The 13,361-nt window shown below is 69.8% G+C and carries 16 protein-coding genes; 5 read left to right on the top strand and 11 right to left on the bottom strand.

Going from position 1 to position 13,361, the window contains the following annotated elements:
- Window positions 1–28 precede the first annotated feature (28 nt).
- Complete coding sequence (locus FNH13_RS04250) at window positions 29–511, bottom strand: CarD family transcriptional regulator (RefSeq protein ID WP_143782324.1); 483 nt, start codon at window positions 509–511, stop codon at window positions 29–31.
- Window positions 512–695: 184 nt separating this feature from the next.
- Between FNH13_RS04250 and FNH13_RS04245 the strand changes: the two genes are divergently transcribed.
- Window positions 696–1,229, top strand: coding sequence for a hypothetical protein (locus FNH13_RS04245; RefSeq protein WP_143782323.1), 534 nt, complete (start codon window positions 696–698; stop codon window positions 1,227–1,229).
- Between the two features lie 68 nt (window positions 1,230–1,297).
- On the opposite strand, the gene phoU is transcribed toward FNH13_RS04245, so the two are convergent.
- Window positions 1,298–1,990, bottom strand: a complete 693-nt coding sequence (gene phoU, locus FNH13_RS04240; RefSeq protein WP_143782322.1) for a phosphate signaling complex protein PhoU — start codon at window positions 1,988–1,990, stop codon at window positions 1,298–1,300.
- 190 nt (window positions 1,991–2,180) lie between these two features.
- Here phoU and FNH13_RS04235 point away from each other — a divergent pair, with 190 nt between their 5' ends.
- Genes FNH13_RS04235 through gpmI form a run of 3 tightly spaced genes read left to right on the top strand, consistent with a single transcriptional unit; the run spans window position 2,181 to window position 5,774 of the window.
- Window positions 2,181–3,449: a sensor histidine kinase gene (locus tag FNH13_RS04235; RefSeq protein ID WP_143782321.1), complete on the top strand. Its 1,269-nt coding sequence runs from the start codon at window positions 2,181–2,183 to the stop codon at window positions 3,447–3,449.
- 4 nt (window positions 3,450–3,453) lie between these two features.
- Complete coding sequence (locus FNH13_RS04230) at window positions 3,454–4,140, top strand: response regulator transcription factor (RefSeq protein WP_143782320.1); 687 nt, start codon at window positions 3,454–3,456, stop codon at window positions 4,138–4,140.
- Complete coding sequence (gpmI, locus tag FNH13_RS04225) at window positions 4,137–5,774, top strand: 2,3-bisphosphoglycerate-independent phosphoglycerate mutase (protein WP_202878864.1); 1,638 nt, start codon at window positions 4,137–4,139, stop codon at window positions 5,772–5,774. The genes FNH13_RS04230 and gpmI overlap by 4 nt, the downstream gene beginning before the upstream one ends.
- Before the next feature lie 37 nt (window positions 5,775–5,811).
- Here gpmI and FNH13_RS04220 read toward each other — a convergent pair whose 3' ends face one another.
- Complete coding sequence (locus FNH13_RS04220) at window positions 5,812–6,327, bottom strand: type III secretion system chaperone family protein (protein ID WP_407669969.1); 516 nt, start codon at window positions 6,325–6,327, stop codon at window positions 5,812–5,814.
- Between the two features lie 2 nt (window positions 6,328–6,329).
- On the bottom strand, window positions 6,330–7,673 hold the full coding sequence (mshA, locus tag FNH13_RS04215) for a D-inositol-3-phosphate glycosyltransferase (RefSeq protein ID WP_143782318.1): 1,344 nt from the start codon (window positions 7,671–7,673) through the stop codon (window positions 6,330–6,332).
- 30 nt (window positions 7,674–7,703) lie between these two features.
- Between mshA and FNH13_RS04210 the strand changes: the two genes are divergently transcribed.
- Window positions 7,704–8,528 (top strand): class I SAM-dependent methyltransferase, encoded by an 825-nt coding sequence (locus FNH13_RS04210; protein ID WP_143782317.1) that lies wholly within the window; start codon window positions 7,704–7,706, stop codon window positions 8,526–8,528.
- A 12-nt stretch (window positions 8,529–8,540) separates the two neighbouring features.
- On the opposite strand, the gene FNH13_RS04205 is transcribed toward FNH13_RS04210, so the two are convergent.
- The 7 genes from FNH13_RS04205 to FNH13_RS04175 all read right to left on the bottom strand — a co-directional run bounded on the left by FNH13_RS04205 (window position 8,541) and on the right by FNH13_RS04175 (window position 13,303).
- Window positions 8,541–8,996: a phosphomannose isomerase type II C-terminal cupin domain gene (locus tag FNH13_RS04205; RefSeq protein ID WP_143782316.1), complete on the bottom strand. Its 456-nt coding sequence runs from the start codon at window positions 8,994–8,996 to the stop codon at window positions 8,541–8,543.
- On the bottom strand, window positions 8,996–9,832 hold the full coding sequence (locus FNH13_RS04200) for an alpha/beta fold hydrolase (RefSeq protein ID WP_143782315.1): 837 nt from the start codon (window positions 9,830–9,832) through the stop codon (window positions 8,996–8,998). The genes FNH13_RS04205 and FNH13_RS04200 overlap by 1 nt, the downstream gene beginning before the upstream one ends.
- The gene (locus FNH13_RS04195; protein WP_143782314.1) at window positions 9,826–10,146 is read right to left on the bottom strand and encodes a DUF2516 family protein; all 321 of its coding nucleotides are present in this window, start codon (window positions 10,144–10,146) and stop codon (window positions 9,826–9,828) included. Before FNH13_RS04195 ends, FNH13_RS04200 begins: the two co-directional genes overlap by 7 nt.
- Before the next feature lie 71 nt (window positions 10,147–10,217).
- Window positions 10,218–10,643, bottom strand: coding sequence for a D-aminoacyl-tRNA deacylase (gene dtd, locus FNH13_RS04190; RefSeq protein ID WP_143782313.1), 426 nt, complete (start codon window positions 10,641–10,643; stop codon window positions 10,218–10,220).
- A gap of 6 nt (window positions 10,644–10,649) precedes the next feature.
- Window positions 10,650–11,633: an asparaginase gene (locus tag FNH13_RS04185; RefSeq protein WP_228266589.1), complete on the bottom strand. Its 984-nt coding sequence runs from the start codon at window positions 11,631–11,633 to the stop codon at window positions 10,650–10,652.
- A 65-nt stretch (window positions 11,634–11,698) separates the two neighbouring features.
- Window positions 11,699–12,856: a hypothetical protein gene (locus tag FNH13_RS04180; protein WP_143782311.1), complete on the bottom strand. Its 1,158-nt coding sequence runs from the start codon at window positions 12,854–12,856 to the stop codon at window positions 11,699–11,701.
- 24 nt (window positions 12,857–12,880) lie between these two features.
- A complete protein-coding gene (locus FNH13_RS04175; RefSeq protein WP_143782310.1) occupies window positions 12,881–13,303 on the bottom strand; it encodes a helix-turn-helix domain-containing protein in 423 nt (140 codons plus the stop codon).
- Window positions 13,304–13,361: the final 58 nt, after the last annotated feature.

Raw genomic sequence — 13,361 nt, 5'->3', positions numbered from 1 at the left:
AGGATGACGCCGACGCGGTGCTGCGGGCTCAGGAGGCCAGGACCTCGTCCAGCGTGGCCTCGGCCTTGTCCTCGTTGGTCTTCTCCGCGAGCGCGAGCTCGGAGACCAGGATCTGGCGGGCCTTGTTGAGCAGGCGCTTCTCACCGGTCGACAGGCCACGGTCCTTGTCACGGCGCCACAGGTCACGGACGACCTCGGCCACACGGATGACGTCGCCGGAGGCGAGCTTCTCCAGGTTGGCCTTGTAACGACGGGACCAGTTGGTCGGCTCCTCGGTGTGCTCGGCGCGTAGCACCTCGAACACCTTGTCCAGACCTTCCTTGCCGACGACGTCCCGGACACCCACCAGATCGCAGTTTTCTGCGGGAACTTCGATGGTCAGATCACCTTGAGCGACCTTGAGTTTGAGGTAGACCTTCTCCTCACCCTTGATGGTGCGCGTCTTCATTTCTTCGATGAATGCGGCCCCGTGATGCGGGTACACAACAGTCTCGCCGACCTTGAACGTCATCTTCAGTTAGCCCCTTTCGCGGACCTCAAGGATAGCATGCGTGGCGCAGATCACGTAATGACAGTCATGACATTTATGCTGGTCAGCGTCTCAGCAGGCCGTTCAGACCCCTCTGCGGCGCCTTCGGGACACCCCTGCGGGGCGGGTCCGCGCACGGGTCGCCGACGGGCGATAGAGTGGCCCCGTGACCACCCGGAAGACTGCCCCGCAGCACGCCCCCCGTTCCCGTCGCCTCGCTGCCAGCGGGCTCGCGCTGGCAGCCGCGCTGACGCTCAGCGCCTGCCAGATCAGCTCCCCCGTGACCACCGACATGGGCTACGACCCTGCCGACGGTGTGTCCGTCGACGCCGGAGACATCGCGGTGCGTGACCTGCTCGTCGTCAGCGAGGGCGCCGGCGCCCCCGGTGTCGTCAGCGGGCTGGTCGTCAACAACGCCGAGGAGCCCGCCGAGGTGACTCTGTCCATCGCCGTCGACGGCCAGACGCAGACACTGACCCCGACCGTCAGCGTCGACCCCGGCCAGGCCGTCCGGCTCGACGGCGGCGGCGACTCCAGCGCCCAGATGACGATCCCGAGCGTCTCGCAGAGCGCGGGCGGCAACGTCGAGATCCTGGTGCAGAGCTCGCTGGGTGAGGCGGACAACGGCATCGCCCCGGTCATGCTCCCCACCGGCTATTACAGCGACCTCGCGCCGAGCACCGCCGACGTCAGCGAGTAACCCACCGCGCATGACTGTGGCCCGCACCTCCGGGGTGCGGGCCACAGTCATGTGCTGTGCAGGGCCGGTCAGTGACGCACCTCGGTGACCTCGAGGCGCTCGTCGATCTCGATCGCGTCCTGGCTCCACTCACCGGTGACCAGATAGACCACCCGCTGGGCGATGGACACCGCGTGGTCGCCGAAGCGCTCGTAGTAGCGGCTGAGCAGGGTCGCGTCGATCGTCGCCTGCGCACCGCCCTCCCACTCGTCGGAGAGCAGCGTGCGGAAGACGTCGCGGTGCAGCTCGTCCATCTCGTCATCAGTGATGTGGAGACGGGCGACGGCATCGACATCGGTCGTCTTGATGATCCGTCCCGCCTCGGTGACCAGGTCCTCGGCCACCTCTGCCATCCGCGCAAAGGTGGGCCGGAGCTGGAGGGGCAGCACCTGCTCCGGATAGCGCAGTCGGCTCAGTTTTGCGACGTGCCGGGCCAGGTCACCCATCCGCTCGAGGTCGGCGCTCATCCGCATCGAGGTCACCAGCATGCGCAGGTCCGTGGCCACCGGCTGCTGACGTGCCAGCGCGTCGACCGCGCGGGTGTCCAGGTTGCGACGGACCGCGTCGATGTGCTCGTCCGCGGAGATGACGGACTCGGCCTTCTCCAGGTCCGCCTCCATCAACGCCTCGGTCGCCTGCTGCAGTGCTGAGGACGACAGTCTCGTCAACTCCACCAGTTGGTCGGAAATGAACTGCAACTCCTCAGTGAATGCCTTGCGCACTCGCCTCTCCCTCTATCGGCGTGCTGGAAACTCTCTCGCGGAGAGTTTCACCCTCTGGTGAACGGTAGACCTATTCGAGGTTAACGGCGCTGGGCCACAGCATCGACGCTCATCGACACAGGTGAGAGGGCCAGACGCGCCCACCTGCCCGACTGCGATCACCGGACGGATGGATAACTAGGCTAGGCGTGTGGACGTGCTGACGGCGGGAGCCCTGGGGGTGGTGTGCGGGCTCGCGCTCGCCGCTATCGCCACGTTCCTGGTGCGTCTCCACGAGCGCCGCCAACGCCCTCCGCTGCCGGCGAACCCGCCGGAGCCCCAGGTGCCGGGCGGGGTCACGGACGTGCTGGCCGTGTTGCGCGACGGCGCCATCGTGCTGGACGCCAGCGGCACGGTGGTCCGCACGAGCGCCTCGGCCGTCGCCCACGGACTGGTGCGCGGCACCACGCTCACGCACGCCGAGCTGCGCGCCCTGGCCGTCCAGGTGCAGCGGGACGGCATCATCCGTGACGTCGAGCTCGAGCTCGCCAGGGGTCCCCTGGGGCAGGGCATGATGCTCATGGGGGTGCGGGTCGCCCCGATCGGCAGGGACCTCGTCCTGGCCCTGGTCGATGACCGCACCAAGGCCCGGCGGGTGGAGGAGGTGCGGCGTGACTTCGTCGTCAACGTCAGCCACGAGCTGAAGACACCGGTGGGTGGGCTCGCCCTGCTCGCTGAGGCTGTCGAGGGTGCGGCAGACGATCCCGTCGCGGTCCAACGCTTCGCCCGTCGGATGAAGGTGGAGTCCACCCGCCTGACCCGGCTGGTCAGCGAGATCGTCGACCTGTCCCGTCTGCAGACGGCAGACCTCACCGACCCCTTGGTCCCGGTCGATGTGGGCGAGTGCGCCGACGAGGCGGTCGAGCACACCCGCGTCGTCGCTGGCGAACGCCGGCTCACCCTCAGCCGCGACACCCGCGATGACGTCCTGGTGCACGGTGACGCCGAACTGGTCACGACCGCGATCCGCAACCTGATCACCAATGCGATCAACTACTCCGAGGACGGCAGCCCTATCGCCGTCGTGTGCCGCCGGCGCGAGGATCTCGTGGAGGTCTCGGTGACCGACCAGGGCCAGGGCATCTCCCCGGGCGACCAGGAGCGGATCTTCGAGCGCTTCTACCGGGTCGACGCGGCCCGGTCCAGGGCCACCGGCGGGACCGGCCTGGGGCTATCCATCGTCAAGCACATCTGCGCCAACCTCGGCGGCGACGTGGTCGTGTGGAGCCAGCTCGGCCAGGGCTCGACGTTCACCGTGCGGTTGCCCGCGGCTCACCTCACCGGCGAGCCACCATCCCCCCAGACCCCTGGCCCCACCCAGAATGCTCGATCTGCCGCCCCACCGGTAGCCTCGGGACGGGTGCCGGCCCAGCCGACCCCACATCACACGATCCCGGCAATGCGCCCGAACGAGGAGTGAGTTCATGACCCGCATCCTGGTGGTGGAGGACGAGGAATCGTTCAGCGATCCGCTCTCCTACATGCTGCAGAAGGAGGGTTACGACGTTGCTGTTGCTGAGACCGGACCCGACGCCCTCACCGAGTTCGACCGCAATGGTGCGGACCTGGTGCTGCTCGACCTGATGCTCCCGGGCCTCTCCGGCGTCGATGTCTGCCGTTCCCTGCGGGCCAAGTCCAGCGTGCCGGTGATCATGCTCACCGCCAAGGACAGCGAGGTCGACAAGGTCGTCGGGCTGGAGATCGGGGCCGACGACTACGTCACCAAGCCCTACTCAGGCCGCGAGCTGCTCGCTCGCATCAAGGCCGTGCTGCGGCGCCAGGTCGAGCCCGAGGAGCTCCTCCCCTCGACCGTGGAGTCCGGGCCGGTGCGGATGGATGTCGAGCGGCACACCGTCTCCGTCAACGGCACCTCGGTGTCCTTGCCGCTCAAGGAGTTCGAGCTCCTGGAGATGCTGCTGCGCAATGCCGGACGGGTCCTCACCCGAGGGCAGTTGATCGACCGGGTCTGGGGCAGCGACTACGTCGGTGATACCAAGACCCTGGATGTGCACGTCAAGCGACTGCGCGCCAAGATCGAACCCGATCCGGGGAAGCCGCAGCACATCATCACGGTGCGCGGTCTCGGCTACAAGTTCGAGACGACGCCGTGAGCACCCCGGCGCAGCAGGCCCGGCCGGTCGTCCTGGTGATCATGGACGGCATCGGCATCGGCACCGGCGACGAGTATGACGGCGTCGCCGCCGCGCAGACCCCCCACCTGGACGCGCTGCGCGAGCAGGGGACCTACCAGGAGATCTACGCCCACGGCACGCACGTCGGGCTCTCCAGCGACAGCGACATGGGCAACTCCGAGGTCGGTCACAACACGATGGGCGCGGGTCGGATCATCCCCCAGGGCGCCAAGCGGGTCGACGACGCCGTGCGCGGCGGCGAGATCTGGCAGGGGGCCTGGCGCGACGTGGTCGCCGCGGCGACGACGGACGGCGCCGCGCTGCACCTGATCGGGTTGCTCAGCGACGGCAACGTGCACAGCTCCTGGGAGCATCTCACCCTGCTGCTCGAGCAGGCCAAGAGCGAGGGGGTCCAGCGCTTGCGGCTGCACACCCTCTTTGACGGGCGAGACGTGGAGGACCGCACCGCAGACCGCTACGCGGCCCAGCTGGAGAGCACGTTGGCGGATCTCACCGCGGGCAGCGACCTGGACTGGCGGATCGCCTCCGGCGGCGGCCGCATGGTCACCACGATGGATCGCTACGAGGCCAACTGGGGTGTCGTCGAGGCCGGCTGGCGGGCCCACGTGCTGGGCACGGCACGTCCGTTCACCTCGGTGGACGAGGCGATCACCACGCTGCGCGCAGAGACCCCGGGCATCAGCGACCAGCTGCTGGAGGCCTTCACCGTCGTGGACCAGGATGGTCAGCCGGTGGGCCCGGTGCGTGACGGCGACGCCGTGGTGATCTTCAACTTCCGCGGTGACCGCGCGATCGAGCTGACCCGCGCCTTCGTCGAGGGTGACGGCTTCACCGGCTTCGACCGCGGTGACCGACCCGACGTCTTCTTCGCCGGGATGACGCTCTACGACGGGGACACCAACATGCCACCGGTCCGGCTGGTGCAGCCACCGGTCATCGAGGACACAGTCAGCGAGCTCATCGCCCGCGCCGGACTGCGGCAGCTCGCCGCGTCCGAGACCCAGAAGTACGGTCACATGACCTACTTCTGGAATGGCAACCGGTCAGATCCGTTCGACGCCTCCACCGAGACCTATGTCGACATCCCCTCAGACCAGATCGAGTTCGACAAGGCGCCGAGGATGAAGGCGGCCGAGACGGCCGACTGTGTCATCGACGCCCTGGCCGAGGGCGATTACACCTTCCTGCGCTCCAACCTCGCCGGCGGCGACATGGTCGGGCACACGGGCAACTTCGAGGCCACGATCGTCGCGGTCGAGGCGGTGGACGAGGCCGTGGGGCGGATCGCTGAGGCGGTCAGGGCTGCTGGTGGCTGCCTGGTGGTGACCGCCGATCACGGCAACAGCGAGGACATGGTCGAGCGTGACAAGGCCGGCGCCCCGCGGATGGCGCCGGACGGCACGCCGTTGTGGAAGACCGCGCACTCCACCAACCTCATCCCGCTCTATGTTGCGGACTACTCCGGACAACGGTGGACCACCGTGCCGGGGTTGGACGCCCCGGGGCTGTCCAACCTGGCGGCGACGTTGCTGGTGTTGCTGGGTCTGCCGGTGCCGGAGGACTATCGGCCCTCGCTGATCAGTCCTGCCTGACCACGCGTCAGACCGAGGCTCCACCACCTCAGACGGCTCAGACGCTCGCGTCCGGCCCTTGCTCGTCACCCTCCAGCAGGTGGCGGAAGGCCTCCAGGTTGGCGGTCGACTCGCCGCGAGAGATCCGCCAGCGCCACTCTGCGCGCATTGAGGTTAGAAAGCCCCGCACGAGGAGCTCGTTGAACGGTTCGTCGCAGGCGGTCAGCACGGTGCCCAGCAACTGGTCGAGAGTTGCCGCGTCGATGGCCCGTGCGGGCAGCCGGCCGGTGAGGTAGACGTCGCCGGCTCCGTCGATGGCATAGGCCAGCCCCGGCATCCGCAGGTTTCGACGCAGCAGGTAGCGGTAGAACGCGGCATGGTTCTCGTCGGGATTGCGGATCACGAACGCCTGGACCGACAGCGCCTCAGAGCCCACCACCAGGGAGCAGACCGTCCGCAGCTTGCGCTCCCCCGGCAGGGTGACCACGAGCTCCCCGGGTCGTGCCCCCTCCTCGTAGTCCACGCCGACCTCGTCCAGGGCGGCCCGGAGCCGCGTCAGGCTCTCCTCGTCCACGCTCACGGCGAGACCATGACCGGCACCGGGGCCCGCGGCAGCAGCGCGACATCTCCCACACCCCGCAGGTCTGCCCGGGCCTGTCGATAGACCTCGTCGAGGAGGTCCACGGTGCGGTCCCACCCGAACGCGGCCGCATGGCGCACCCCGGCCCGGGCCAGGGTGGCCCGTCGCTCCGGGTCGGCGAGCAACCCACCGATGGCATCCGCCCAGCGGACCGGATCGTGCCCCTCGAGCAGCAGCCCGCCGTCGCCGACCGCCACGGGCAGGCCCCCGACGGCAGCGGCCACGACCGGTGTGCCGCTGGCCAGGGACTCCATGGCCACCAACCCGAACGACTCGTTGTGGCTAGGCACCGCGACCAGGTCCGCCGCGCGATACCAGTGGGCCAACTGCGCCCGGGAGACAGGCGGCACGAACCGGACCAGGTCACCGAGGCCGAGCTCGGCCACGAGTTCCTGCAGCGCCTCGGGCCGCTCCAGGCCCGAGCCGGAGGGCCCGCCGAGCACGCCCACGACCAGCCGCGAGCGCAGCGACGGCTCCCGGCGGACCAGCTCTGCGGTCGCCTTGATCAGGACGTCGGGTGCCTTCAGCGGTTGGATCCGACCCACGAACAGCACCACCAGGGCATCCTGCGGCAGCCCCACGGTCTGTCGCGCCTCCGCCTGGTCCCCGGGCGTGAACACCCCCAGGTCAACCCCTGGGGGGACGACCCTGACCTTGGCCGGGTCCGCGTCATAGAGCCGCACCAGTTGGTCGGCCTCGTCGTCGGTGTTGGCGACCAGGACACTGGCGGCCTCGACCACCTGCGCCTCCCCGATCTCCCGGCCAGGAGGCTCGGCGCTGTCCCCCTCGGCCAACTGGGCGTTCTTGACCCGGGCCATCGTGTGCATCGTGTGCACCAGGGGCACGTTCCACCGGTCGGCGGTGAGCCAGCCCACCTGGCCCGAGAGCCAGTAGTGGGAGTGCACCACGTCATACCAGCCCTCCGGGCGACCCGCGGCGGTGCGCATGACGCCGGCTGTGAACGCGCACAACTGGCCCGGCAGGTCGTCCTTGCCGAGCCCCTCGTAGGGGCCCGCGGGGATGTGGTGCACCAGGATGCCCTCGCCCATGCGGACCGTCTCGGGCAGCGCACCATCGGTCGCTCGGGTGAAGATCTCGACGTCCGTGCCTCGGGCAGCCAACCGCCGAGCGGTCTCCACGACATAGACATTCAGGCCGCCGGCGTCACCGGTGCCCGGGGAGTCAAGGGGGGAGGTGTGCACGCTCAGCATCGCCACCCGAGCAACCCGGTCGGTCTCACTCACCGTCGTGGTCTCCTCACGCTCGCGGTTCTTGATCATTCAGTCTTGCATGACCCCTATCGTGGTGTCGTGGCTGGGGCGCGCGGGAACAAGCAACCGGTCGGCACGATCACCCGGGGCACCACCAACCCCAACAGGCTGAGGCGCGTCGACCGGTGGACGGTGCACACCTATGGTCCCCTGCTGCGTGCCGCCGCCCCCTCCCCGGTGGTCGTCGACCTCGGTTATGGCGCGCATCCCGTGACCACCCTGGAGCTGCGCGACCGCCTCGCTGTTGTGCGTCCCGACGTGGTGGTGGTGGGCCTGGAGATCGACGAGGAGCGGGTCCGCGCGGCGCAACCACACGCGGACCCACCGGGGCTCAGCTTTGCCCGGGGCGGCTTCGAGATCCCCCTGCACGGACTCCCCGCTCCCCTGCTGGTCCGCGCCTTCAACGTGCTGCGTCAGTATGACGAGGGGCAGGTCGCGCAGGCCTGGTCCCGGATCGTCGGGCGGCTGGCACCCGGGGGCGCCCTGGTCGAGGGCACCTGCAACGAGGTGGGACGTCTGGGCTCCTGGGTCGACGTCCGGGCCGTCGACGGCCAACCCCAGCCACGGTCGCTGACGCTGTCCTGGCGGTTGCGGGACATCGAGGCGCCCTCGGTGGTCGCCGAGCGGCTCCCCAAGGCACTGATCCATCGCAACGTGCCCGGCGAGCGGGTGCACGAGTTGATGGTCGCCCTGGACACCGCCTGGTCCCGGGCCGCCGGACACGCGCCCTATGGAGCCAGACAGCGTTTCCTGGCAACGGTCGAGGACCTCATCGGCCAGGGGTGGCCGATGCTGGGCAACCGGCAGCGCTGGCGCCTGGGCGAGTTGGAGGTCGCCTGGGCGGCCGTGGCACCCCGGCCGTAGCCGCGGGTCGTCTCAGGTGCGGCGGTAGTCGTCCTCGACGCGGGTGATGTCACCCTCGTCGAAGTCGCCGAAGGCGAGTTCCAGCACCCTGGCGGGCTGGTCACCGGAGTTGCCCATGCGGTGCATCGTGCCCACGGGCACCCATACCAGTTCGCCGGGCTGGGCCGACCAGGTGCGCTCACCCAGCGTGATGTCGACGGGGTGGTCCAGCACCTGCCACATCTCGTTGCGCTCGCCGTGGAACTGCAGGGACAGTCGCTGCCCGGGCTGGATCGTGACGGTCTTGACGGTCACCGTCTCGTTGGTGGCGAACTGCTGGAAGCTGCCCCAGGGTCGTTCGATCTCGAAGACGTCCTGGGTGCGGTCGTGATAGGCGGTCGGCGTCGCCTCCGTGGCCTGGGCGCTCGCGGCCTCGGCGAGCTCCTCGGGGGTGTCGAGGTGCTGTGTCGTGGTCTCGTGATCGCTCATCAGGCGCTCTCCCCCGGCGTCGGTTGTCGTGTCGTGCTGGCAGGTGTCAGGAACGCACCCACCAGGTCACGGACGCGGGAGCGGTGCTCCCACATGATGCCACCCGGGGGCAGCACCTGCAGAATCGCACCGGGCAGCACCTCGGCCAGCTCGCGCGCCACGGACTCGGGGTGGGTGGGGTCGCCCTGCTGGGCAAGGAGCAGCACGGGCGCGGTGACGTGGGCAAGCATCGCCCGGTCGGGCAGCGGGGCGAGGGCCGGCAAGGTGCGCAGCGCCCGGGCGACGTCGGTGCCGACCAGTCGAGCCGCCTGGCCGCGTGCCCACTGCTGGACCGCGGGCTCGGCCCGCACGGATGCGGGCTCGGAGCCGAGCAGGTGCGCGGCCACCGCGTCCTGGTCCCTGCTGTCCACCAGGTCCGCCAACGCGCCGAGGCGACGCATCGCGGTGTCGTCCCGGGGCCGGTCGATCGCTGCCGGCAGGACCAGGACCAGGCGGTCAAACCGGTCGGGGTCGCTGACCAGTCCGGCGCAGAGGGCACCAGCACCCATGCTGATGCCCAGTGCCTGGCTGGCACCCACGTGGTCGGCCACGGCCCAGAGCTCGGCGGCGAGGCCGGCATACTCCCAGGGCCCGTCCGGGCTGGCTGAGTTGCCGTGGCCGCGAAAGTGCAGGAACGTGCGGGCACCGGGGACCGCGGTGGCGTAGGGGCGGGTGGTGGGGATCGACCCTGCCAGGCCGTGGGCCAGGACCGTGTGCGGTTGCCCACGCCCGGCGGTGAGGATCTCCAGCTCACCGGTGGGACCGGACATCCGCGAGGTGCGTGCCGCGGTCACCATGGCCCGCGGGTCGTCCCACCCCGGCCACGACCCCGGATCTGGGCGACCGCTGGCCGCACGTCGGTCAGATAGACGGCTGCCGCGACGATGGCGATCAGGTTGAACAAGCCGAACGGCTGCCGCAGGTGCACCAGGCCGATCGCCGAGGCGACGCCTGCGACGGCCACCCAGAAGCCCTTGGTCCGCTTGCCGGTGGCGACAAAGGCGTCCGCGCGGGTCAGCAGCGCGTCGACCAGCGCCCACACCTGGATGCCGAGGGCCAGGGCACCCAGCGCAAGCCCCACCCACTGCTGGACGTCGAGGAAGGTCGGCATGAGTCCAGCCTACGGTTCGCCGGGCGGTGGGCTGGTGTTGGCCGGTGGGCTAGTGCTGGCCGGGGCGCCGGTCAGGTGTCGACGAGGATGGTGAACGGCCCGTCGTTGACGAGTTCCACCTGCATCTGTGCGCCGAACACGCCTGTCGCCACGTCGATGCCGCGCGAGCGCAGGTCCTCAGCCACGGCTGCCACCAGTGGCTCGGCCACTGGTCCGGGCGCCGCGTGGGACCAGCCGGGACGGCGGCCCTTGCGGGTGTCGCCATAGAGCGTGAACTGGCTGACGAGGAGCACGGGAGCCCCGAGGTCGGAGACTGAGGCCTCGTCGGGCAGGATCCGCAGCTCAGCGATTTTGCGGGCCATCCGCTCCACGTCCTCGGGGCCGTCGTCGTGAGTGGCGGCGACCAGCGCGAGCAGACCGGGACGGTCGATCGCTCCGACGACCCGGCCCTCGACGGTCACGCTGGCGCGGGTCACCCGCTGCAGGACGGCACGCATGCGGGGTCAGCGCCCGAGGGGCAGCGCGCTGATGGTGCCGACCGGCGCGCCGTGACCCAGGACCGGGTCAGCGTCCAGGGCGGAGAGGTCCTCGGTGACGCCCACGGCGCGCAGCGCCTCCGCAGCGACGACCGTGCGGGCCCGCTGGTTGCCGTCGGTGATCTTCAGGGCGATCCCGGTCCCGTCGGACAGGCCGATGGCATAGACCGCCTCGGCACCGTCCTTGGCGATCAGCCCGGGCACCGCCCGGATCAGGTCGGTGACATCCCGGCCGGTCCCGCCAAGGAACTCCGGGTGCTGGCGGATCGCACGAGCCACCCGGCCCTCTGGGGTGTCCGGTGCCGCGGCGGCCAGCCGTCCAAAAGCCCTCGCAAGGCCGGCGGTGCTGATCGCGAGCACCGGGGCACCGCAGCCATCGATGCCGGTGGCGGCCACGTCCTCCCCGCTGAGCTCGGCCAGGGTCTGCGCCATGGCCCGCTGGAGCGGGTGCTCCGGGTCGCGGTAGGTCGTGGTGTCCCAGCCGTTGACGACGCAGGTGGCCAGCATCGCCGCGTGCTTGCCTGAGCAGTTCTGGGCCAGGGAGACGGGCCCCTGCCCCGCGGCGATCCAGCGCTCTCGCTCAGGCTCATAGATGGGGCGGTCAGGGGTGTTCTGCAGGGCCTCTTCGGTGAGTCCTGCCGACGCCAGGATCTCCCGGACGCCGTCGAGGTGAAAGACCTCACCGTTGTGGCTGGCGCTGGCGAGCGCGAGCAGCGGGCCGGGCAGGTCCAGTCCGTGCCGCAGCATCGCCAGCGTCTGCAACGGCTTGTTGGAGGACCGGGGGAAGATCGGGCTGTCCACCGGGCCCACCGCGTGGGTGAGCTCTCCTCCCGGAGCGACCGTGGCGATGATCCCGTGGTGCACCGACTCAAGGAAGCCGCTGCGGTCCACCTGGGCCACGACGGGGGCGGTGTGCAAAGGGGGCTCAGACGACGACTGCGGTGGGGTCACGGCGTGAAGCCTAGTCCCCACCGCAGTGGTCATCGTGCTCGGTCAGTCGGACCGAGCGGGGTTGATCAGTTGCCGACCTTGGAGGCAGTGGCGGTGGCGGCGTCGACGACCTTCTCGGTGGTCTTCGCGGTCTCGGCCACGACATCCTGGGTGGACTCGACGGTCTTGGTCGCAGCGTTGCGCGCCGTGGTGGCGGTGCGCTTGGCGGCCGCCGTCGTGGTGGTGCTCTTGTCCGCCGCAGCCTTGGCGGCCGGGGTGCTCGTGGCCGTGGTGTCGGTGGACTTGGTGGCCGTGGACGTGGAGGCCGGCTTGCTGGCAGCCTTGGCCGTCGTGGACTTGGTCGCGGCAGCCTTGGTGGCCGGCTTGCTCGCAGCCTTCGTCGTTGCAGCCTTCGTCGTCGCAGCCTTCGTCGTCGTGGACTTGGCCGTCGTGGACTGAGTCGCCGCAGCCTTGGTGGCCGGCTTGCTCGCAGCCTTCGTCGTCGTGGACTTGGTCGCGGCAGCCTTGGTGGCCGGCTTGCTCGCAGCCTTCGTCGTCGTGGACTTGGTCGCCGCAGCCTTCGGGGCCGACGTGGTGGCGGCCTTGCGGCTCGCAGCGGGCTTCCTGGCGGCCGGCTTCTTGGTGGCGGGCTTGGTGGACACCGTGACGTCCTCACCAGCAACGGCGTCGGCGACGACGTCGGCGGCCTGGCGGCGGCCCTTGGTCACGGTCGCCTTGGCGGCGCTGCGGGTGTCGGTGACGCCCTTGGACGCGGTGCCCAGCAGCTGCTTGCCCTGGTCAACGACGGTGCTGACCTGCTTGCCCAGGTCCTTGGTGGCCTGTTGGCCCTTGACCCGGCCAACGAGGTCCTCGCCACGCTTGGCCAGACCCTGGTAGGCGTCCTGGACCTTGCCCAGGCCCTCGGTCACGTCGCTGACTGCCTTGCCCGGCAGGGCCTCGGCCTTCTTGCTGACCTCGCCGGCCTTGACCGCAACGGTCTTGCTGACGTTCTTGGGGGCCAGCGCCCGGCCGACCTTGTTGGCCTTGGCGACGGTCTCGGTGACGGTCTCACGGGCACGCTCGACGACGGAGTCGGTCAGGCCGACAGCGGCATACAGCGGAGTCGGGTCGGTGGCCACGCGGGTCGCCTCGGCGCGGACCACGGCGGTCTGCTTGCTGGCCTCGTCGGTGACGCTGTCGACAACCTTGGCGGTGTCGTTCTTGATGTTCTTGATGGTGGGCATTTCTGCTCCTTCAGGTCGTGGTGTTCAGGCTTGCGCCGGGGCGGCCGGCTGCTCAGAGGTGTCGGCACCGTCGGACTCGTCGGACTCGTCGGCCCCGTCGCCGACAAAAGATCGGTACACATCGAGCAGGGCTCGCCGTTGCCGGTCGTTCAGACGCTCGTCGGCGAGGATCGCCACGGTCACGTCGTAGGGCTGCTGCACCGGTGGCCCAGCAGCGCGGTCGTCCAGGATGCCGGCACGCACATACAACTGCTCTGCAGAGATCCGCAGGCCCTTGGCGAGCTGCTGCAGGATCTCGGCGCTTGGCCTCCGCAGACCCCGCTCGATCTGGCTGAGGTAGGGGTTGCTGATGCCGGCTGCCTTGGCCACCTGGCGCACGGACATCTGGGCGGCCTCACGCTGCTCACGCAGGTAGGCACCCAGGTCAGGCACTGGTAGGCGGCTCATGACTCCATTATGCTTGCAACTGCAAGCACAATGCAAACTGAGTTAGCGCAGGTGGGGT

It is taken from the genome of Ornithinimicrobium ciconiae, assembly GCF_007197575.1.
Lineage (GTDB): Bacteria > Actinomycetota > Actinomycetes > Actinomycetales > Dermatophilaceae > Ornithinicoccus > Ornithinicoccus ciconiae.
This window is presented reverse-complemented; position numbering and strand designations above follow the sequence as displayed.